General features: G+C 75.2%; 13 protein-coding genes. 3 read left to right on the plus strand and 10 right to left on the minus strand.

Features of this window, described 5'->3' with window-relative positions:
- Nucleotides 1-170: 170 nt before the first annotated feature.
- Entirely contained in the window at nt 171-1,949 is a 1,779-nt protein-coding gene (locus NQZ70_RS49325) for a serine/threonine-protein kinase (RefSeq protein ID WP_237244757.1), read from the plus strand.
- A gap of 522 nt (nt 1,950-2,471) precedes the next feature.
- On the opposite strand, the gene NQZ70_RS49330 is transcribed toward NQZ70_RS49325, so the two are convergent.
- From NQZ70_RS49330 to NQZ70_RS49360, 7 genes are all read right to left on the minus strand, one after another.
- Nucleotides 2,472-3,134, minus strand: a complete 663-nt coding sequence (locus NQZ70_RS49330; protein WP_272827222.1) for a superoxide dismutase family protein — start codon at nt 3,132-3,134, stop codon at nt 2,472-2,474.
- Nucleotides 3,135-3,365: 231 nt separating this feature from the next.
- The gene (locus tag NQZ70_RS49335) at nt 3,366-4,376 is read right to left on the minus strand and encodes a hypothetical protein (protein WP_237244758.1); all 1,011 of its coding nucleotides are present in this window, start codon (nt 4,374-4,376) and stop codon (nt 3,366-3,368) included.
- A gap of 163 nt (nt 4,377-4,539) precedes the next feature.
- Nucleotides 4,540-5,727 (minus strand): response regulator, encoded by a 1,188-nt coding sequence (locus tag NQZ70_RS49340; RefSeq protein WP_129580423.1) that lies wholly within the window; start codon nt 5,725-5,727, stop codon nt 4,540-4,542.
- Nucleotides 5,724-7,388 carry an ATP-binding protein gene (locus NQZ70_RS49345; protein WP_129580424.1) on the minus strand — a complete coding sequence of 555 codons (1,665 nt, stop codon included), beginning with the start codon at nt 7,386-7,388 and terminating at the stop codon, nt 5,724-5,726. The genes NQZ70_RS49340 and NQZ70_RS49345 overlap by 4 nt, the downstream gene beginning before the upstream one ends.
- Nucleotides 7,389-7,631: 243 nt before the next feature.
- Nucleotides 7,632-8,831, minus strand: a complete 1,200-nt coding sequence (locus NQZ70_RS49350) for a hypothetical protein (protein ID WP_129580425.1) — start codon at nt 8,829-8,831, stop codon at nt 7,632-7,634.
- Nucleotides 8,832-8,892: 61 nt separating this feature from the next.
- The gene (locus NQZ70_RS49355) at nt 8,893-9,573 is read right to left on the minus strand and encodes a sterol desaturase family protein (protein ID WP_129580426.1); all 681 of its coding nucleotides are present in this window, start codon (nt 9,571-9,573) and stop codon (nt 8,893-8,895) included.
- Between the two features lie 66 nt (nt 9,574-9,639).
- Nucleotides 9,640-9,855, minus strand: a complete 216-nt coding sequence (locus tag NQZ70_RS49360) for a hypothetical protein (RefSeq protein WP_129580427.1) — start codon at nt 9,853-9,855, stop codon at nt 9,640-9,642.
- Between the two features lie 274 nt (nt 9,856-10,129).
- Between NQZ70_RS49360 and NQZ70_RS49365 the strand changes: the two genes are divergently transcribed.
- Nucleotides 10,130-12,937 carry a hypothetical protein gene (locus NQZ70_RS49365; RefSeq protein ID WP_129580428.1) on the plus strand — a complete coding sequence of 936 codons (2,808 nt, stop codon included), beginning with the start codon at nt 10,130-10,132 and terminating at the stop codon, nt 12,935-12,937.
- Between the two features lie 107 nt (nt 12,938-13,044).
- A complete protein-coding gene (locus tag NQZ70_RS49370; RefSeq protein WP_129580429.1) occupies nt 13,045-13,428 on the plus strand; it encodes a nuclear transport factor 2 family protein in 384 nt (127 codons plus the stop codon).
- A gap of 142 nt (nt 13,429-13,570) precedes the next feature.
- On the opposite strand, the gene NQZ70_RS49375 is transcribed toward NQZ70_RS49370, so the two are convergent.
- The 3 genes from NQZ70_RS49375 to NQZ70_RS49385 form a co-directional block, all read right to left on the minus strand.
- The gene (locus NQZ70_RS49375; RefSeq protein ID WP_129580430.1) at nt 13,571-15,169 is read right to left on the minus strand and encodes an ABC transporter substrate-binding protein; all 1,599 of its coding nucleotides are present in this window, start codon (nt 15,167-15,169) and stop codon (nt 13,571-13,573) included.
- Between the two features lie 155 nt (nt 15,170-15,324).
- The gene (locus tag NQZ70_RS49380) at nt 15,325-17,643 is read right to left on the minus strand and encodes a serine/threonine-protein kinase (RefSeq protein ID WP_129580431.1); all 2,319 of its coding nucleotides are present in this window, start codon (nt 17,641-17,643) and stop codon (nt 15,325-15,327) included.
- 106 nt (nt 17,644-17,749) lie between these two features.
- On the minus strand, nt 17,750-20,500 hold the full coding sequence (locus NQZ70_RS49385; RefSeq protein ID WP_272827225.1) for an AAA family ATPase: 2,751 nt from the start codon (nt 20,498-20,500) through the stop codon (nt 17,750-17,752).
- Between the last annotated feature and the right edge of the window lie 174 nt (nt 20,501-20,674).

Consider the following 20,674-nt stretch of genomic DNA (forward strand, 5'->3'; position numbering starts at 1 on the left):
GGTGAATTGCCGGCGCTCCGCGGCGGTGTCGCTCCCGGCGCTCCGCGGCGGCGGTGTCGCTCTATGGCGTCGCTGAATTTGAGGCCGTCGGCCCATCGGTCGCCGCGCCGCGGATCGACTGCGGTATGCTGGGCATTGCGGCGCGGCGCTCTCGGTCGGAGGCTTCGGACATGCGCGGCCTGGAAGAGATCCAAGGGCTGGAGATCGGCACGCTGATCGCCGGCAAGTACCGCGTGGATCGCCTGCTGGACAAGGGCGCGATGGGCGCGGTGATCGCCGCGACCCACATGGATCTCGGCGAGCTCCGGGCGATCAAGCTGCTGCTCCCGGCCACCGCGGCCGATCCGGAGATGTGCGAGCGTTTCCTCCGGGAGGCGCGGATCGCGGCGCGGCTGAAGAGCGAGCACGCGGTCAAGGTGCACGACGTCGGGCGGCTCCCGAGCGGGCTGCCCTTCATGGTGATGGAGTTCCTCGACGGCCGCGATCTCCGGGTCATCCGCAAGAAGCGGGGCCCGCTGCCGGTCGAGGAGGCGACGCTCTACGTGATCCAGGCCTGCGACGCGCTCGCGGAGGCGCACGCGCTGGGGCTCGTGCACCGCGACGTGAAGCCGGCCAACCTCTTCTTGACGCATACCCGCGAGGGCACGCCGTGCATCAAGGTGCTCGACTTCGGGATCTCGAAGGTCTCGGAGGCGGCGTCGCTGGGCGTCTCCGAGATGCGGACGAGCACGGGTCAGATGCTCGGGACACCGCACTACATGCCTCCGGAGCAGATGCGCGGGCAGCGCGACGTCGACGCGCGCGCGGACATCTGGGCGGTGGGGTCGCTGCTGTATGTCCTGCTCACGGGCCGGTATCCGATGCACGCCCGCTCGGTGCAGACGGTCTCGCTGGTGCTCGGCGGCAAGTTCGTGCCGCCGCTGCCGTCGCAGGTCCGCCGCGGGCTCACGCCGGAGATCGATCCGATCATCATGCGGTGCCTCGAGCGGGATCGCGACAGGCGCTGGCCCGATCTGGCGGAGCTCACGCTGGCGCTCCGCCCGTTCGCGCCGCCCGCGGCGGAGCCGCTGGTCGAGCGCATCCAGCGCATCCTCCGCGGGGGCCTGCGCGACTCGCTGTCCGGCGTGCGCGCCGGCGTGGATGGGGAGGGCGCTGGGGAGCGCGGCCCGATCTCCGCGGCCCCGGGCTCCGGTCCGCCATCGGGCGGCGCGGCGTTCGCGCTGCCCGCGGAGGGGCTGCCTTCGCCGGTCCCGCCGCCGTCGGCGCCTGGGGGAGAGGTCGAGCCGGAGGAGCAGAGCGAGGTCGCCACCCTGCCGGACACGCCGCGCGCGCGGGCGGAGGCGGCGGCGGGCGAGACGGCGCTGGCGGCGGGCGGCGAGACGGCCCTGGGGCCGGCCGCGTCGTGCGCGCAGGCGGACGGCGCCGTGGCGCCGAGCGAGGCGGTCACCGCTCCGGCCGGGACGCGGGGCGACGTCGACGAGGACGTCGAGCTGGCGCTCGTCGACGCGAGCGCGCGCGGCAGGGACTCCTCGGCGATGTGGGAGCGGCGGTTGCGCTCGCCCTCCCGGGCGGGCTTCGTCGTGGCGGCGCTGGCGGCGGTGATCGTCGCCGCGCTGCTCGTGAGCGGCGCTCATCCCGGGGAGCCCCCGCCGGGCCCTCGAATTTCCGGTGCGATGCCCGCGGTCGCCCCTGCGCACGAGGCGCGCGGCGCCGATGCTGCGGGTCAGGCCCTCCCGTCCGCCGTGGCATCCGCGGCGCCCCTGCCACCTCCGTCCGGGCCGGTGGCGGACCTCCAGCGCGAGGCGCTCCGGGATCCGCTCGGGCGCATGGCTCGCGACCCCTCGGGGCGCACCGCGGCGGTGCCGGGGCTTCCCGCGAGTCGGAGCCTTCCGGTTTCGGGGTCGTCCCCGCGGCAACAGGGGATACCGGTCAGCGCTCCTCCTCGATGACGCGGAGGAGAGGACGAGTTCTACCTGCCAGGAGTCCGGAAAGAGATTTTAACGCAAAGGCGCAAAGGAACAATATTATTCATCTTTGCGTCTTTGCGCCTTTGCGTTGAATCTCTCTTCGCCCGCGAGGCGAGATCCCTCGCGAGATTTCTGACCCGCGGTACTGGAACGCCGATCGCGTTGAAATGTGGCGAAAATCGACTCATGGGAAGAGGACCGCAAGGGCTCAAAGGACGCAAGGGGAAGAGAAGGATACAATCCCATCTCTGTCCCATTGCGCCTCTTGCGCCCTTGCGGTCTCTCCTCTGCTGCATGCCGTGCTCCACCAGCATGCTCCTCGGCGGATCCGGCGGGCGCCGCAACCTGTTGATTCGAGCTGGCTTTCTACCTCTTCGGTGCTCTAGCTAGAACGCCAAGGCGCCAGAGACAGAAGCAGGATGCCGGCAACCCTCGCGGCGCCCTTGGCGCCTCGGCTGCGGGCGAGATGGACTCAACGCGTCCCGAGCGCGCCGCGGCGGCGGCTCACTTGCTCTGCCCGATGACGCCGCAACCGATGCGCCCACCCGCGTTCCCGGCGGGCTGGCTGCCGTCGTCCTGCTTCTCGTGGACGATGATGGCGCGGCCGAGGAAGGAGTTCGGCGCGCCCTGCTTGAGGTTCGCCCCCTTGACGACGATCTCGTGGGTCCCGGTCCCATCGGCCTTGACCTCGATGTTGCCGAGGTCGCCGAGGTGGCGCGGCGCGCCGTCGGGCAGGCCGTGCTGGTGGTTCTCGGGGTTGTAGTGCGCGCCCGCGCTCTTCGCGTCCGGCGCGCTGCAATCGCCGGTCTCGTGCACATGCACGGCGATCTTGCCCTTGGGCGCGCCCGAGACCTGGACGGCGACCTTCACGCCGTCCTCGACCTCGGTGAAGGTCGCGGAGCCCTTCAGCTTCGACTTGCTCCGCGCCTCGATGGGCACCTCGACGGTCGTAGGCGCCGCGGGCGCAGGCGCCGCGCTGCCGCCCTCCGGGGTGGCCGCGGCCTCGGGGGCCGCCGGCTCGGGCGCGGGCGCCGCGGTCGTCTCCGGCGCGGGCTGCGGCTGGGCGGGGACGTCGGGGACCGCAGGGGCCGGCTCGGGCGAGCCGCCGCAGGCGGCAGCGACCAGGACGAACGAGGCGAGCAGCGAGAGACGATGGGCCGGTTTCATCACAGCGGAGACCTCCAGGTTCGTGAGGCGTTGGACCTCCGCCGTCTCGTAGGCCGGAGCCGGCGAGCGATCAATCGGCGAGCCCAACAATCGTCCGCCGCCGCCGGCGCCCTGGCCCCGCGTAGACCCGAGGATTCAGGGCGCGCCCGACGCCGACCCCGGCGCTGACATTGAACGAGGCGCGGAGTCCACCTCCGCGCCTCCGGCGAGCTCAGCAGCGCGAGCTCGTGCTCACTTCTCGGCCGGGCAGCCGATGGGCCCGGTGCCGATCACGACGTCATCGATCCACATCGCGCGGGGCGCGTCGGTCTGGTAGGACTCCCAGCCGAAGCCGATGCTGGTGAACTCCGGCGCGGTCCACTCGTAGTTCTCGATGTTGTTGGCGCAGCCCTGGCCGGTCCCGGACATCGTGAGCTCGGGGATCTCCGCGCCGTTCAGCGAGAAGCGCATCTCGTTGTTCGGCCCGTCGAAGGTGAACTCGACGCACGTCCACTTGCCCACCGGGACCACCTTCCCCTCGGCGTGGTGCCAGCAGTCCGTCGCCGGTGCGGTCGGCGGATTGCTCCACTGCCCGGGCGTATCGTAGTTCGCCATGAGCTGGCTGCCGCTCGCGATCGGATGCTGGCCGCCGTAGCGGTACACGGCCGTGTAGGGCATCCCCTCGAAATCCTTCCCCGGAACGGTGCCCGCGCCATCGATGATGGTCCAGTGCACGTCCGTGTCAGGCGCGGACTCGAGGAAGAACATCATGCGTCCATGGATGACGTTCCCGTCGACGGGCAGGGCCGCCGCGTCCTTGAACTGGATCATCGCGGACTTGTAGTTGTCCTGTCCCGAGCTCTCGGGCGTGGTCACCTTGACGGACTTGGTGCCGCTGTACGCCATCGCCGTGTCGACGGTCACCGCGGACCCCGCCATGGCCTTGTAAACCGTCCACTTGCCGCTCGGCTCGCTCTGGGCCTCGTACGACTCGAAGTCGTCGCAGAGCAGCGCCCCGTCGGCACAGGCCGAGTCGCTGCCTCCCTCGCCGCCCGCGCCGGCGCCGCCGGTGCCCGTCACGCCGCCGCCGGTGCCGCCGCCGCCGGTGCCGCCGCCGCCCGTGCCGGTTGCGCCGCCGCCCGTGCCGCTGCCGGTCGAGGTCGTCGCCGTCGTCCCGTCGCCATCGTCATCCGAGCACGCGCCTGCGCCAACTCCAGACGTCACGAGCAGGCCCAGCAAGATAATGCCATGTCGAAGCTTCATGTCGGTTCTGTCCTCCGCGGCGACTATTGCACGAGCGCCTCGCGTGGTTCAAGAACGAACGCTATTTGCAGATCGCTCGATCCACGGGCTCGATCCCGCGTGGCGACGCGTGATTACCCCTTGAAGTACCCGCCTTTGCGCGGCTCCCAGCGAGCGAGAGCCCTCAGGCGCCGTCGGCCCGGCCGCCGGTGCGCTCCGTGTTAACGTTAACGTTCACCAAGATCGCCTCCGGCGCCATCGCATAGAGCTTCTCCTCTCCCTGCTTGCCCCGGATCCGGACGAGCGCCGGCATCGCCCCTGTCGGGCTCCCGGCCGCGGCGAACGTCGCCTCATCCATCAGCAGGCCACCCGCCTTCGCCTGTGCCTGAATCCGAAACGCGGTGTTCACACGATCGCCGATGATCGTGAACTCCCGCCTGCCGCTCGACCCGATGCTCGCGAGCAGGACCGGCCCTGTCGCGAGCCCGAGCCGCGTCGGGAAGGCGGGCCGGCCCCGCGAGCGCTGGTGTCCATTGAAGGCCGCGATGCTCCGCTGGATCCGCTGCGCCGCCGCGAGCGCGTCCGGCGCGCTCCGGAAGAACGCGAGCATGCCGTCGCCCACGTACTTGTCGACCTCGCCGTCGTGGTCGTAGACGACCTGCGCCACCGTCGCCATGTACAGGCTGAGATCCGCGAGCAGCGGCCCCGGCTCCTCCTGCTCCGAGAGCCGCACGAACTCCTCGATGTCGCTGACCAGCACCGTCAGCACCTCGCGCGCCGGCGCGCTCGGCCGGTTCGACGACACGCTCTCCTCGATGCTCTCCCACGCCCGGTCCGAGAGGTACCCGCGCAGCGCCGCGTGCATCTGGCGGACCTGCGCGTAGCGCTCCTCGAGCTCCTTGCGCTGCCGCTCCAGCTCCCGGCGCTGCCGGTGCAGGAGCAGCTGCGTCCCCACCCGCGCCAGCACCTCGCGCAGCTCGAACGGCTTCGTCACGTAGTCGACGCCGCCCGCGTCGAACGCCATCACCTTGTCGCCGATGCCGGTCATCGCGCTCAGGAAGATGACCGGGATGTCCGCCGTCCGGGCGTCCGCCTTGAGCCGCCGGCACACCTCGTAGCCGTCCATGTGGGGCATGCTCACGTCGAGCAGGATGAGGTCCGGCGGCACCGCCGCCGCCGACATCAGCGCCATCGCGCCGCTGATCGCCGCCCGCACCTCGTACCCCTGCGCCGTCAGCATCGACGTGAGGAGCGACAGGTTCGCCGGCATGTCGTCCACGATCAGGATGTTCGCGGGCTCCTCCCGGGGGCGCTCCGGCCGCGCGCCCGAGGCCGCCCCGCGAGCGAGCGGCTTTGCGTCCGTGTCCGTCATGACGGCTCCTCCTCGTCGGCGCTCGATAGCGCCAAGATGCTGTCGAAGCGATACCCCCGCGCGAGCTCGGCCACCGCGCCCGCGAGCTCGGCGTCCTCCGGCCGGAACCGGTCGATCGCGGCCTGCACGGCCTTGGCGTCGAGCCGCGTCGCCGCCCGCCGGAGGTCCTTGCGCAGCGCCGCGGGCAGCCCCGCCGCCGCGCGCGCGAGGTCGACCGCCGGCGGCCCCGCCGGCCGCCGCTCCGCGGGGCCCTCCTCGACCTCGAAGCGGGCCCCGAGGTGCTTCGTCAGGAGGTTGAAGATGTCGGCGTCGCGGAACGGCTTGGTCAGGAAATCGTCGCACCCGGCCTCGGCCGCGAGCGACCGGTTCTGCTCGAACGCGCTCGCGGTCATCGCGACGACGACGGTCTCCCGCCCGCGCGGGCTCGACTTGATGCGGGTCGCCGCCTCGTAGCCGTCGAGCAGCGGCATGCGGAGATCGAGCAGGACGAGGTGCGGCGACCACGTCTCCCACTGCGCCACCGCGCCGAGGCCGTTGGTCGCGCTGCGCACCTCGACGCCCACCGAGTCGAGCAGCTTGAGCAGGCAGTGGCGCACGTCCCACCGGTCGTCGACCACGAGCACGCGGTACCTCGGCTGCCCCGGCGAGAGCGCCACGACCCGCCGCGCGCGCGGCGCCTCGCCGCCCGCGCGCGCGTCGCCCTCGTCGGCCAGCGTGAGGCGCACGTCGAAGCGGAGCGTCGTCCCGCGGCCGGGCTGGCTCTCGACCTGCATGTCGCCCCCCATCATCCGCACGATGCGCCGGCTGATGTGCAGGCCGAGGCCGGTGCCCTCGCCGGACCTCCGCCCGGTCGCGGTCTGCCCGAACGCCTCGAAGAGCTCCTCGATCTCCTCCTTGGCCATGCCCCGGCCGGTGTCGACCACCTCGAACGACACCCGCACCCGCGCCGCCGCGCCGTCGTGCGCGCCGCCCTCACGCACTCCTGTAGAGCGCCGCGCCCAGGCGCGCAGCGTCACCGACCCCCGGGGCGTGAACTTGAGCGCGTTGCCGAGCAGGTTGATCAGCACCTGCCGGAGCTTCCCCTCGTCGCCGTGGACGTGCCGCGGCACGTCCTGCTCCCGCTCGATCGCGAGCGTGAGCCCCCGCTTCTGCGCCTCGACCGAGAACATCTCCGACAGCCCCGAGAGCAGGGCGTGCAGGTCGAAGTCGGCGTCGACGAGCGTCATCCGGCCGGCCTCGATCTTCGCCATCTCGAGGATGTCGTTCACGAGGCCGAGCAGGTGCTCGCCGCTTTTGCAGATGACCATGAGGTTCTCGCGGTGGCGGTGGCCGAGCGAGAGGTCGCGCTCCATGAGCTGCGCGAAGCCGAGGATCGAGTTGAGCGGCGTCCTGAGCTCGTGGCTCATGTTGGCGAGGAACGCGCTCTTCGCCCGGCTCGCGGCCTCGGCCTCCGCCCGCGCCCTGCGCGCCTCCTCCTCGGCCCGCCGCGCCTCGACGAGCTCCTCGCCGAGCCGCTGCTCCGCGGCCCGGCTGACCTCGAGCTCCTGCTCCTTGCGCTCGAGGGCGCCCTCGCAGGCGAGGAGCCGCCGGCGGAGCGCCCAGAGGGCGACCCCAAGGAGGGTCCCGACGACCACGAAGGCGGAGATCCCGACCAGCTGCATGCGATAAGCCCCCCCACCCACCTGCTGGACGGCGGGATGGGCCGGAGCGCCGATCCCGCCCGAAGGCAGAGATCAGCGTACAGGAGTTCGGGACAGCGCGTGCGGCCCGCGTTCGGCCGCGCCGCGCGGCTCCGCCACGGAAACGGCGCGCTCGTCAGGCGGACCACGGAACCGCACCGCCGCAGCGCGGCGCGGCGGCCGCTGTCCTGCAATCTGGGTGCATCTGCGCGCGCGCTGCCGGCGTCACGGCGCGCCGGCGTCGTCCGGCCTGGGCCGCCGCCGGGGCGCGATGATCGCGTCGGGCGGCGGCGCGCCGGCGTCCCCGCGCGGCGCGGCGTCCCCGCGCGGCGCGGCGTCCCCGCGCGGCGCGGCGTCCCCGCGCGGCGCGGCGGTGCCCCCGAGCGCGGGCGGCTCCGCCGGCGCGGGCGGCTCCCTCGGCGCGAGCGACGGCTGGCGGAGGCCGCGCAGCGAGGCGAGCCGCTCGACGAGGGCGCCGGCCTCCTCGGCCGACAGCTTGACGCGGGCGTGGAGCGCCTTGCCGTCGGCGGCGATCGCGACGCGCTCGAGCACGCCCCCGAGGCCGAGGAGCCGCGTCGCGAGGTCGCCCGCGCGCGCGTCGCGGGCGGCGCGCAGCTGCGCGCCGAGCTCGGCGCAGGGGGCCTCGGCGTCGCAGAGGACGGCGGCGTGGACGGCGATCTCGGGGCCGAGCGCGACCGCGGCGCCGCCGGCGACGATCGACGCCGCGGGCGCCCGGCCGGCGCCGCCCAGCGCGAGCTCGCGCCCGAGCTCGGCGCGCTGCTCGGGCGTGAGGACCACCGTGACCCGCGCCGCGCCCTCGCCGACCGCGCGGGCGATGTCGTCGTGCGCGGCGCTCGCGCCGACCGTCGCCGCGCGCCCCTCGACGGCGTCGACCATGGCGCGCAGGTACGCGCCGCCGCCGAGCAGGATCGGCCCGCCGGGGCGCACGGCGATCTCGCCGCGGCCCTCGGCGCTCGAGTCCCGCACCGCGCGGAAGCCGCCGAGCTCGGCGACCACGGGCTTGCCGCCGCGGGCCTCGATGACCTTCGAGGCGCACGCGAGCAGCGCCTGGTCCTGAATGGCGCCGGCCGCGACCAGCCCGAAGTCGCCGCTCTCGCCCGCGGCCGGGATGGCGATGGCGACCTCGGTCAACGCGGCCACCGGGTCGAAGCCGCACACGTCGCGCACCTTGCCGAGCCCCGGGATCTCGCGCTCCTCGCGCAGGAACGGGGCGAACGCGGGAGAGGCGCGCAGCGCCGGCAGATCGAGCGTCGCGACGAGCAGCGCGCCCGCCGGCACGGCGTCGAGCGCGCGGGGCGCGGCGGGGGGGCTCTCCCGCCGCCGGCCGAGCAGCCAGGCGAGCCCGCCGCCGAGGAGGACCCCGACGAGCAGGAGCACGAGGCCGTCTCTGGTCCGCGTCTGCACGCGCGACCCGTTAGCACACGGGCGCGGCGGGCGCCCCGTGCGCGGCGGCCACGCGCGGCGCCTACGCCCCGGTGCGCGGCGGCGGCGACCAGCGCGTCCCGTGGACGATGTCGAACACGGGCACGGTCACGTTGAAATTCCAGCGCTTCATGAGCCGCGGATCGTGGTGCCGCCGGTGGTGCTCGCGGAGCCGCGCGAGCCCCGGGACGCGGTACACCGGGCTCTCCGCCGGCAGGTGATACGCGAGGTGCAGCCACTCGTAGCCGACGAAGAACGCCATCGCCGTCGCGAGCCCGAGCAGCGCCGCGTCCCGCGAGAACAGGACCGCCGCGCCCGCGGCGAGCGGCAGCAGCAGGGCGAGGACGAGGAGCGCCGAGTAGGGCGGCGTCAGCACCAGCCAGAGCTCGCGCGCGCTCCGCAGCGCCATGTCGTCGGCGGTGAAGGCGAGGTGGTGCTCGCGCTCGTGCCGCTCGCACAGGACGCCGAGGAGCGGCGCCCGGCGGTGCAGCACCGACCGGTGCGCCCACCACTCGAAGGCGAAGGCGAGCAGCAGCGTCGCCGGCACCGCGAGGAACTCGACGGCCTCGACGGCGTCGAGGAGCCACACCGCCGCCGCGAGCACGAGCGCGCCGAGCGCCGTGGGCGCCGCGAGGTGGAGCGCCGGGGAATACCCGCGCGGGATCCGCGCCGCGATCGCCGCGCGCCGCGGCCGCCGCGGCGGAGCCGGCTCGTTCACAGCCATCAAAAACTATGAATTTCAAAAAAACAGAACGCAAGCGCGGGCGGGGGCGCAGGCGCGGCGGCGCGCTCAGCTTTCCTGGCGCTCTTCCTGACGATCCGCACGATCCGCACGATCCGCGCGATCCGCGCCGTCCTCGGGCGCGTCTCCGTCCGCCGCGGGCGCGTCCCGCTCGAACAGCGCGCCGATGGCCTCGCCGATGCGGCCGATCTTCGCGGCGAGCAGCACCACGATGAGCAGGAAGGCCGTCAGGGCGATCTCGTTCTGGGAAGCGCCGAGCACCATGTGGCGAGGTCTACCACGCTGCGCGCGCCGCGGGGCCGGAGCGGCGCCCGCGGCGCTCGGCGAGGCCGCGCCCACGCACCGCGAGCGACGGGCCGAGCGCGGGCGCGCCCGCGCCCACGGCGCGGCGGCGATCCGCGGCGGAAGAGCCGCTGCGCGGCGGGAACCCCCGAGGCGCCGCGAACCCGTTTGACAGCCCGCCTGCGACCGTTGAGAGTCCAGGCGATACGGGGGCCTGGGTGCTGCTCCGCTGGGCCGCCGCCACGAGATGACCGCCGTGTCCGAGCTCCGCGACGACCACGAAGCCGTGCAGGCGCGCCTGCGCGCGGGCGCCATCCTCCTGGCCGACGCCTCGGCGGAAGGGGCGGCGATCGGCGCGGCGCTGCGCGCCCGGGGCTTCGAGGTGATCGCGGCGCCGATCGACGCGCTCGAGGCGCGCCTCGCGATCGACGCGCCGCGCGTCGTGATCGTCGACATCGACGAGCCCGGCGCGATCGAGGCGCTCGAGCGCCTCTACCTCCGCGCGGGCGGCGTCGCCGCGTCCGTGCTCCTCGTCGGCGATCCGGTCCGCTCGGCAGAGCTCGATCCGCAGCTGTTCGGGCAGGTGTTCGAGCGGCCGGTCGACATCGCCGAGCTCGCCGCGCACGTGAGCGCGGTCGCGGAGCCAGGGCGCTTCCGCGGGGATCAGGCCGCCGCGGCGCGCATGCCGTCGGGCTACTCGGGCCCGATCGACGACGAGGTCCCGTCGAACCCGGACTTCGCCAGCGACCTCGACCCCCTCGACGTCGGCTCGGTGCTGCCGCCGCCCGAGGACGGCGAGGCGGTCGGCCCGCGGCTCCTCCCGGCGCGGATCAGCCCGGAGCTCGAGGAGATCCTCGTCGCCGCCGAGCAGCGGGTCACGGCGAAGGCGCACCCGTCGAGCGTCCCCGCGGCCGAGGAGGACGTCGACCTGATGCTGTCGCCGGAGCTGCTCTCGGCGCTCGACGAGCCGCTCGATCCGGAGGAGGACGAGCCGCACACCGGCGCGAGCGCGGGCCAGGCGCCGCTCGGCGCCGGCGCGGCGTCGCAGCCGAGGACCAGCTCCGATCCGCACGGCGCCGCGGCCGCCCTGCACCCGCCGGCCACGCGCGCCGAGAACACCGGGCCCGGCGACTTCCTCGCCGAGCTCGCCGAGCCGGGCGAGGACGAGCGCGACGGCGAGCTCCACGCCGATCCGTCGCTCGACGCGCCGTTCGCGACGAAGCGCGCCGGGCTCGAGCTCGCGGCGTTCTCGATCGACCTGCCGGGGCGGGAGGAGCGCGATCACGGCGCCCCGGCGCGCCGGAGCGGCGGGCGCGACGCCGCGCCGCCGACCCCGCGCGAGGCGGGCCGGCCCCACGGCTTCGGGTCGCCGCCGCCGCGCGCCGAGGCCCCGTGGGAGCGCGCGCCCTCGCCCGCGCCGCGCGAGGAGCCCGCGTGGGACCGCGCGCTGCCGTCCGCCGCGCGCGGCGAGGACCTCGACTGGCGCGCCCCGTCGGCGCGCCTCGAGCCGAGCGTGCGCCAGCGTTACACCGAGCCGCCGCCGACCCGGTCGCGCGGCGCCCGCGACCCGCGCGCGCCCGGCTTTCCGCCGCCGCCGCCTCCGCCGCCGGGCGTCGCGTTCGTGTCGCCGCCCTCGGTCGAGGTGAGGACCGCGCTGCTGCCGCCGGGCGACGGGACCGAGCCCGAGCCGCTGCCGCCCGCGCCCGCGCCGGTCCGCTCCGCCGCGGCGGCGCGCGCGCCGACGCCCCCGGGCGGGCCCGCCACGACGGGCGCGGGGACGCTCGGGCGCGGCCTCCTCCCGCCGATCCCGCCGAGCACGCCGGGCGCGCTCGGCCGCATGCCGCTGCCGGCGCCGCCCTCCGTGGCGATCTCCGGCGCGGGCTTCCGCGGGCCGGCGCCGCCGATGCCGCCCGCGCCCTCGCCGCCGATGCCGCCCGTGCCCTCCGCGCCCGCCACGGTCAGCACGGGCGCGCTCGGCCACGCGCCGCCGCCGCAGATCGTCGACGAGGCGCCGATCTCGAGCGACGCCTCGTCGACCACCGTGCTCGGCCCGGGCGACGCGCCGCGCGCGCTCGCCCGCGCGGTGGGCAGCCGCGCCTCCGGCTCCCTCGCGATCACGACCGAGGAGGGCGCGCGGCGGATCGTCCTGCACGAGGGCGATCTCGTCACGGCCGGCTCGAGCGTCCCGGAGGAGACGCTGCTCGCCTTCCTGGTCGGGCGCGGCGACCTCGAGCGCGAGGTCGCCGCGCGGCTCGCGGGCAAGCTCCCCGCGTCGGGCCGGCACGCCGGCGCGGCGCTCATCGCGCACGGCCACCTCGGCCAGGACGACCTCTGGCCGGTCCTGCGCGCGCACGCCGAGTGGGTCATCGGCCACGTCGTGCTCGTCGAGGCCGGCACGTGCGATCTGGAGGCCGAGCCGCCGGGCCGCCTCAAGGCCGAGCCCAACGTCTTCGGCGGCGCGACCGGCGCCGAGGTCTTCGTCGAGACGATCCGCCGCGTGATCGCCCCCGAGGTCGCCCTGCGCCGCCTGGGCGGCCCCGGCGCGCGCCTCGACGACGGGGCGCGGCGCAACCTGCTCGGCGAGTGCGCGCTCCGGCGCGAGGAGGAGGAGCTCGTGCGCACCGCGCGCGGCCGGAGCGTCGGCGAGCTCGTGAACGCGGCGGAGCCCGAGAACGCCAGCGTGCTCTACGCGCTCGTCTGCCTGGAGGTGCTCGACGTCCTCATCCCGCCGTCGATCACCGAGGCGCCGCCCCCGCCGGTCGAGGATCCGCTCGACGAGGAGGCGATCCGGCAGCGCGTCCGGGCGCGGCTCGCGCTGGTGGAGGACGGGGACTACTTCTCGATCCTCGGCATCCCGCGCGACGCGACGAACTACGAGATCCGCCGTGCGTACCTCGCGCTCCGGAAGGCGTTCGAGCCGTCGACCCTGCTGACGGCCGCGACCGTGGACCTGCTCGACGACGTGCGGCTGGTCATCGAGGTGCTCGACGAGGCCTACGAGATCCTGCGCGAGCCGCACCGGCGGGAGCGGTACCGGCGCGCGATCGAGGCGGGGCCGCCGTAGCGGGCGATCGAGGCGGTACCGCCGTGGCGGGCGATCGAGGCAGTACCGCTGCTCGTCGAGCGGGCCGAGGTCCGCCCCTTGCAAGCGCTCGCGCCGCAGGAGGCATCATGTCCAAGGCGACCGAATTCATCGAAGCCCTGCGCCGACTCGAGGAGAGCGGCGACGTCGAGCCCATGGCGCGGCTGTTCGCGCCCGAGGCCGAGCTCAGCAACCCGACGATCTCGAGGCCGCTCCACGGCACCGACGGAGCCCGCGAGTTCTGGCGCGGCTACCGCCACACCTTCGGCGAGGTGCGATCCGAGTTCCGGTGCATCGCCGAGTCCGACAGGGCCTGCCTGATCGAGTGGAAGAGCCACGGGACGCTGGCCCATGGAGCGGTGTTCTCGTACGAGGGCGTGAGCGTCATCGAGCACCCGGCCGGTCTCATCAAACGGTTCAAGGCGTACTTCGATCCGAGGGCCCTCGGGCTCCAGCTGGGGCGCGCGGCATAACGCCTCGCTTCCGCGGGAGCGCGCCGCGGAATGCCATGGCCCCCGGCAGCGCGCGGGGGAAATCGCCGGCCAGGGCCGCACGGCTCGCCGGCGAGAGCGGGCCGCTGGGCGCGGCGGCAGGGCGTCACTTCGCGGCAGGTCGTCACTTCTGGAGCGCGGCGGCGACGAGCCCCGGGTTCAGCCGCGCCTCCGCCGGAGCCGGGGTGTTCTCGAGCATCTTCGCCTTGTTCATCGCCTGGGCCGTCGCGTCGTAGGCCGCCCAGAGCGACGGCCCCCCGGCGGATCGGTCGAAGAGCTGCCGATTGCGCGCGAGGTCGAGGATGCTCAGGCCCGTCATGGTGCTCTCGAACTCATCGACCTTCATCCCCTGAGCGCGCGCCATGAGGCCGAGCGCCTCCGACGGCCGGGCCCGCCAGAGCTCGAGCGCTCGATCCCATCCGCGCAGAAATGCGACGGTGTCCTGTCCGCGCCGCGCCGCGGCCTCCCTGGTCATGAGGAGCACGTCCGTGATCTCGTTCGGGAGCTCGGCGCTCGAGAAGATCTTCTTGGCCCCGTCGGCGACGGCCTGGGAAAGGAACGGCTCCCAGCTGACGGCGGCGTCGACGTTTCCCGTCCGGAGCGCGTCGGTGGTCTGCTCGAGCGTGAGGTTGACGATCTCGACGTCGGACGTCGACATCCCCGCCCTGTCCAGCGCCCGGATCAGCACGAGATGGCTGATGGTGGCCAGGTCGGCCGCCACGCGCTTGCCCTTCAGGTCGCGCATGCTCGCGATCCCGTCGCGGGCGACGATGCCGTCGGCGCCGTCCGAGGTGTCGAGCGCCATGACCGTCTGCAGATCGATCCCCTGGTCCGCCAGCCGCAGGGCGCCGAACAAGGTCGACGCGACGATGTCGAGCTTCCCGTCGATGAACGCGCGCTCCATGTCCACGCCGGTGCTGAAGGTGATGATCTCCGCCTCGACGGGCGCGTTCATCTCGTGCTCGGCCGCGATGTAGAGCGGCGAGTATCCCACCCAGACGAGCAGCCCCACGCGGAGCGGCGCGGGCGCTGGCTCGCTGCACGCCCCCGCGAGGAGCGCGAGCAGGGCGAGGCAGGCGAGGCGCCGGAGGCGGTCTCCGCCGCGCGAGCGCGCCGGGGCGAGGAGCGGGCTCGAGGGGCGCGCGAGCGTGGCGCGCAGCACGAGGAGCACGGCCGCGAACAGGCCGAGCGACGCGACGCCGGCGATCGCGAGCATCCGGAGCGCGGCGGCGGTCGCGATCGCGTCGACGTCCCGCCGCTGCATGACGAGCTCGATGGCCCCGACCACGTGCTGGGCGGTGATGCCCCCCGCCGGGCTATGGTACATGGGCCGGACGATCGTCAGCTCGCTCCGCTCGTCCAGCAGCTGGACCATCGGCCTGCTGGCGCCCTCGTCGAGGAAGCTGCGCAGCAGCGGAGAGGCGCTCGACGTGCCGACCTCGGGGCGATAGCTGCTCGCGAGGATCTTGCCGGAGAGGTCGGTGAGGCGCACCCGGCGCACGCTGGTGACGAGCGCGCAGTTCGCCAGCACGCGCTGCATCGCGTGCGGCGCCCCCTGCTCCAGGAGCGCCCGCGCGCTGTAGTTGAGGAGGTCGGCGATGGCGTCCCCGTGCCGCGCCAGCGCGGCCGCCTCCGCCTGCCGCGCCTGATGGTACGCCGCCCCGGCGACGACGAGCGGGAAGGCGACGAAGAGGACGCCGAGGCGCAGCGCGACCCTGGACAAAAGCCCCGCTCGCCGCCCGGAGGACGCGCGTCCCCGCTCCTCTCCCGCGCGCGTGAGCTCCCCCATACGCGGCATGATACACGAGCCCGGCCGAGCGATACCGGCTCCCCGGGCGAGGCCTCGGAGCGGGCGGAGCAGGCCGCGGGCGCGGGAGCTCAGGGCGCGCGGCGCTCGGCGGAGGCGAGCGCATCCGAGAGCTCGCGGCTCACGATCCTCGCGCGGAGCGGCGCCTCGGCCGGGAACGTCACGGCGGTCCCCGTCTGCGACGGCGCGACATGGGCGCCCAGCCGATCGAGGAGCGCCTGGAGCGCCTCGTCGTCGAGACCGGCGCCGCTCACCCTGGCCCGGAGCGCGCGGACCCGCCCCGCGGCGTCCAGCGGGGCGAGGGCGGCGAACGCCGAGGGCGCCGGCTCGGCGCGCACCTCCATGTGATAGAGCAGCGCGGCGGCGGCGCCGCTCGCGTCGCGGCCGCGGAACCAGACGCCCAGGTCCGGCACCTCGAGCGCGGCGCAGCGGGCGTAGAGCGCGCCGAGCTCCGCGCCGGCGGTTTGATAGAGCCGCTCGGCGACGGCGACGAACCTGGGCCGGACCTGCGCGTCGAAGAAGGCGCGGCCATAGCCCTCGCCGAAGGTCACCGTGATGTGGCTGAAGGCGCGGGAGCTCGGGGGGCCGCCCTCCTTGACCGTGACGGTCCCGTCGGTCACGCGGCTCAGCGCCGCGTCGAGCGCGGGCGTGAGCCGCCGGCCGGCCGCGATGTCGCCCAGCGACGCGGCGGAGAGCGGCGGGGCGTTCGCGCCGGTCGCCGGGGCGTTCGCGCCGGTCGCCGGGGCGGTATCGCCGGTGCGCTCGCGCGCCGGCGCCTGGGCATCGCCGGCGAGCTCGCGCGCCGGCGCCTCCGCAGCGCCGTCCGGCGAGGGACGGTCCCCGGCGCCCGGCTCGCCGCCGCGGGCGAGCCAGAGATCGACCTCCCAGCCGACGCCTTCCAGGGGGCCGAGCGCCGCGCCGCTCTGGAGGCGTACGCGGCTCTGCTTGCACGCCTCGCTGACCAGCTGGCGCTGCTGCTCCCGGTGGTGCTGCTCGCTCTTCGGGTCCGGCGCGCGCTCCCCCGACCTCCGGAGCGCGAGGACGCCGAGCCCCGCGAGCGCGACGGCGGCGGCTCCGAGGAGGACATGACGCGCGCCCCAGCGCGGGCGCCTGCCCCGCGTCGTCGCGCTCGCCCGCTCTTCGTCGTCGCCGCGGTCCTCGGGCGCGAGCCGCGCTCGCGTCGCGCTCTCCCAGAGCTTCGCCGTGCTCACCGTCGTCGCGGTTCGCAGCGCCGGCGCGCCCGCCGCGGCGGCCCCCCGCGGTGGGTCCGGCTCCGCCGCGTCGCGCGCCGGCTCGGCCCGCGGCTCCCGACGCGGCGCCGAGGGCGGGGAGGCCCTGCCCGCCGCGTCCCGTCGCCCGGCGAGCTCCATCGTGAGCGTGGGGCCCTCGACGTTGGCGGGCTCATGGGCCCCGGCGGGGGCCGTCCGGGCGGTCGCCACGCCGGGGCCGCTGCAGAGGATCCGCTCCAGGGGCGCGCGGGCGCGCTCCGGCGCGAGGGGCGCGAGCGACCGCGCGAGATCGGCGACGGTCTGAGGGCGCAGGTACGGGCGCTTCTCCAGGCAGCTCAGGATGACGCGCTCCAGCTCGTCCGGGATGTCCGCGCGGTGGCTGCGCGGCGGCGCGGGCGGATCGGCCACGATGCTCGCGAAGATCGCGGAGGCCGCCTCGGCCTCGAACGGCCGCCTGGCCGTGAGCATCTCGTAGAGGATCACGCCGATGGCCCAGATGTCGGTCCGGGTGTCGACGTTCCGCGCGCTGCGGACGTGCTCGGGCGACATGTACGGCGGAGAGCCGAGGACCATCCTCGTCGCGGTCAGCTTGCCGTCCGCGCCGAGCGCGCCCGCGTCCAGCGCCTTCGAGATCCCGAAGTCGATCACCTTGATCTGGCTCGAGCCGTCGTCCCGCTCGGCGAGGAAGATGTTGCTCGGCTTCAGGTCGCGGTGGACGATCCCGAGCGCGTGCGCCTCGGCGATCGCCTCGCACACCTCGAGGACGTAGCCCACGGCGTCCTCGATCGAGAGCGGCCCGCGCCGCTCGATGAGATCGGCGAGGGTGATCCCGCGGAGGAGCTCCATGACGAAGTACGGCACGCCCGCCTCGGTCGTGCCGACGTCGATGACGTGGGCGACGTGCTGGCTCGCGATGGCGGCCGCCGCCTGCGCCTCGCGGAGGAAGCGCGCCACGTCCTGCGCGTCGCGGTTCTCCTCGGGGAGCAGGAACTTCAGCGCGACGCGCCGCTTCAGGGTGGTGTGGCGCGCCGCGACGACGACCCCCATGCCGCCCTGGCCGATGACGTGCTCGACGCGGTACTTGCCCCCGACGATCTCACCGGGTCTCGGGATCCCCCGCAGCGAGCCCGGTCGGTGAGGGCCGCCTCCCGCGCTGCTCATCGAGGGGCAGCTTACACGAGCGATCCGGCCGGAGGAGACCCTTTCGCGCGCGCGGAGCGTGCTCCGCGCGGCGCTCCGACGCGCGGATCTCCGCCGGATCTCTGCTTCAGCTCGAGCACGCGGCGTAGCGCCGCTCGCCGGCCCGCGCGATCGCGTCCACCACGATCTCGCCCTGCTCGACGCCCACGAGCGCCGCGGACCCCTCCTCCAGCTGGCCGCGCAGGATGAGCTCCGCGAGCGGCGCCTCGATGAGCCGCGCGATCGTGCGCTTCATCGGCCGGGCGCCGAGCTCGGGGTCGAACCCGCCCGCGTCGAGCAGCGCGTCGATCGCCGCCGGCTCGACCTCGAGCTCCACGCCGCGCGCCTCGAGCTCGCGCTCGAGGCCGCCGAGCAGGCGGCGCGTGATCTCGGCGACGTCCGCCCGCGTGAGCGGCGAGAAGCAGAGGACCTCGTCGATGCGGTTGTAGAGCTCGGGCGGCAGCGCGGCGCGGGCGGCGGAGAGCATCGCCTCGCCGAGGCGCTCGGGCGACACGGCCCCGGAGGCGCGCGCGAAGCCGACGGCGCGCTCGGCCCGGAGCGCGCCGGCCTCGGCCGCGCCGAGGTTCGAGGTCATCACGAGGACGGTGTTGGTGAAGTCGACCCGCCGGCCTCGGCCGTCGGTCAGGCGGCCCTCGTCGAACACCTGCAGGAACGCCTCGAGCACGTCGCGGTGCGCCTTCTCGATCTCGTCGAGCAGCACCACCTGGTACGGCCGCCGCCGCACCGCCTCGGTGAGCTGGCCGCCCGCCTCGTGGCCGACGTAGCCGGGCGGCGCGCCGACGAGGCGCGCGACCGCGTGCGACTCGGCGTACTCGGAGAAATCGAGCCGCGTCATGGCGTCCGGCGAGTGGAACAGCGCCTCGGCGATCGCCTTCGCCGTCTCGGTCTTGCCGACGCCGGTCGGGCCGAGCAGGAGGAACGATCCGATCGGGCGGCGCGCGCGCAGGCCGGCCGCGTTCCGGCGCAGCACCCGGGCGATGCGCGCGAGCGCCTCGCCGTGGCCGACGACGCGGTCGGCGAGCAGCGTCTCCAGCGCGAGCATCCGCTCGCGGTCGGTCTCGAGCAGCCGCTCGACCGGCAGGTCGGCGAGCTCGGCGACCACCTCGGCGACCTCGGCGGGCCCGACCTGCCGCGCGGGCTCGCGGAGCTCGGCGCGGGCGCCCTCGGGCGGGCGCGCGCGCCGGCGCGTGCGGGCGCCCGCGAGGTCGAGGATCGAGAGCGCCTTGTCGGGCAGCGCGCGGCCGGGCAGGTAGCGCACCGACCAGGCGACGGCCGAGGCGAGCGCCTCGTCGGTGAACGCGAGCCCGTGGTGCGCGCCGAGCCCGACGGCGACGCTCTGGAGCAGCAGGAACGCCTCGTCCTCCGCGGGCTCGTCGATCTCGACGACGGTGAAGCGCCGCGCGAGCGCCGGGTCGACCTCGATGCTCTTCCGGTACTCCTCGGGCGTGGCGGTGCCGATGAGCGTGAGCTCGCCGCGGGCGAGCGCGAGCTTGAGCTCGGCCATCGCCTCGTCGAGCGCGCCGCTGCCGAAGAGCTCCGACATGCCGTCGATGAACAGGATCACCCGCCCGCCCGCCTCGCGGAGCTCCGCCCGCAGGGCGGACAGGCGCTCGCTCAGCGCGCCGCGGGCGCCCGTGCCGGCGAGCAGCTCCGACGGCACGAGCTCGACGACGATGCGGGGCTCCCGCTCCTCGAACGCGAGCCGGTGCGCGATGCCGCGCGCGACGGAGGTCTTCCCCACGCCCGCCGGGCCGAGGAGGCAGGGGTTGTTCGCGTGGCGCTTGGCGAGGACGTCGAGCGCCTGCTCGATCTCGTGCTCGCGCCCGACGATCGGCTCGAGCTCGCCCTGGGCCGCGGCGAGCGAGAGGTTGTGGCCGAGCGAGGCGAGGGCCGGGAAGCGCGCGCGGTCGAGGGTGAAGCGCGCCGCGACGGAGCTCGCGGCGGCCGAGAGCCCCGCGAGCGGCCGCACCACGGAGGGCGGGACGGGCGAGGCGGTCGCGTCGTCCGCCGCGAGGGCGCGCCGGGGCGCGAGCGCGAGGGCGGCCGGCTCGGCGGGGAGGGGGGCCTCGCCGGCGCCCGGGGCCGCGACGGGCCGGCGCGGCGGCGGGAACAGCGGCACGGTGACGCCCGGGCCGGCGCCCTTCGAGGGCCGCGGCTCGGGCACGGCGACGGCGGTGCCCTTCGAGGGCCTGAGGTCCGGCAGGGCGACGGCGGTGCCCTTCGAGGGCCTGAGGTCCGGCACGGCGATGCCGGTGGCCTTCGACGGCCGCAGCTCGGCCGAGGGGCGCGGCGTGCGCTCGGGCCCTTCGCCCTCGCCGCGGGTGCGGCGCGCCGGCGCGGCCTTGGCCGGCGCGGCCGGCTTCTCCGGCGCGCCGCCGTCGTGGACCACCCGGATGGGCGTCCGCCGCGCCTGGACCACGCCGAGGGCGATCTGGAGCGCGGCGGTCCTGAGCCGCGCGAGGTCGACGCCCGACTGCGTGAGGGCCCGGTGCGCGGCGGAGCTGCGGTCGGACAGGAGCGCGAGCAGCAGGTGGAGCGCCGCGGGCTCCTTGGCCGTCGCGCGCTTGGCGACGTCGCGCGCGCCGCCCATGGCCCGGCCGATCGGGTCGGGGCCCTCGTCGTCGACCGAACGGGTCGCCTTGAGCAGGGCCTCGTCGTCGAGCCGCCGATCGCGGAGCAGGTCCGCGGCGGGGCCTCCGCTCAGGGCGATGGCGGCGAGGAGGTGCACGCTCGACAGGCGCTCCTTGCGCTGGGCGGCGAGGTCCTGCGCGAGCTTGCGCAGCGTGACGAGCTCGGCGTGGGAGCGAGGGCTGGTCATCCTTGCAGAGGTCTCCAGGCCCCGGGTTCGCATGCGGGGGGCGGGAGGGCCAAATTTCGGATCGGGGGTTCCGTCCCGTCGGGGCGAGGGGCCGAGGGCGCGGGTGCGCCGGCGGCTCGGCGAGCGCACTGCCGGGGTTGGGTGGCTGCTGGTCGGCCGGCTGCAGGGCGTGCG

Origin of the sequence: Sorangium sp. So ce836 (genome assembly GCF_028553905.1) — a bacterium.
Classification (GTDB): domain Bacteria; phylum Myxococcota_A; class Polyangia; order Polyangiales; family Polyangiaceae; genus Sorangium; species Sorangium cellulosum_D.

Coding starts and splice junctions, on each gene's coding strand:
- NQZ70_RS49325 (WP_237244757.1), top strand. CDS start 171: ATGCGCGGCCTGGAAGAGATCCAAGGGCTGGAGATCGGCACGCTGATC.
- NQZ70_RS49330 (WP_272827222.1), bottom strand. CDS start 3,134: ATGAAACCGGCCCATCGTCTCTCGCTGCTCGCCTCGTTCGTCCTGGTC.
- NQZ70_RS49335 (WP_237244758.1), bottom strand. CDS start 4,376: ATGAAGCTTCGACATGGCATTATCTTGCTGGGCCTGCTCGTGACGTCT.
- NQZ70_RS49340 (WP_129580423.1), bottom strand. CDS start 5,727: ATGACGGACACGGACGCAAAGCCGCTCGCTCGCGGGGCGGCCTCGGGC.
- NQZ70_RS49345 (WP_129580424.1), bottom strand. CDS start 7,388: ATGCAGCTGGTCGGGATCTCCGCCTTCGTGGTCGTCGGGACCCTCCTT.
- NQZ70_RS49355 (WP_129580426.1), bottom strand. CDS start 9,573: ATGGCTGTGAACGAGCCGGCTCCGCCGCGGCGGCCGCGGCGCGCGGCG.
- NQZ70_RS49360 (WP_129580427.1), bottom strand. CDS start 9,855: ATGGTGCTCGGCGCTTCCCAGAACGAGATCGCCCTGACGGCCTTCCTG.
- NQZ70_RS49370 (WP_129580429.1), top strand. CDS start 13,045: ATGTCCAAGGCGACCGAATTCATCGAAGCCCTGCGCCGACTCGAGGAG.
- NQZ70_RS49380 (WP_129580431.1), bottom strand. CDS start 17,643: ATGAGCAGCGCGGGAGGCGGCCCTCACCGACCGGGCTCGCTGCGGGGG.
- NQZ70_RS49385 (WP_272827225.1), bottom strand. CDS start 20,500: ATGACCAGCCCTCGCTCCCACGCCGAGCTCGTCACGCTGCGCAAGCTC.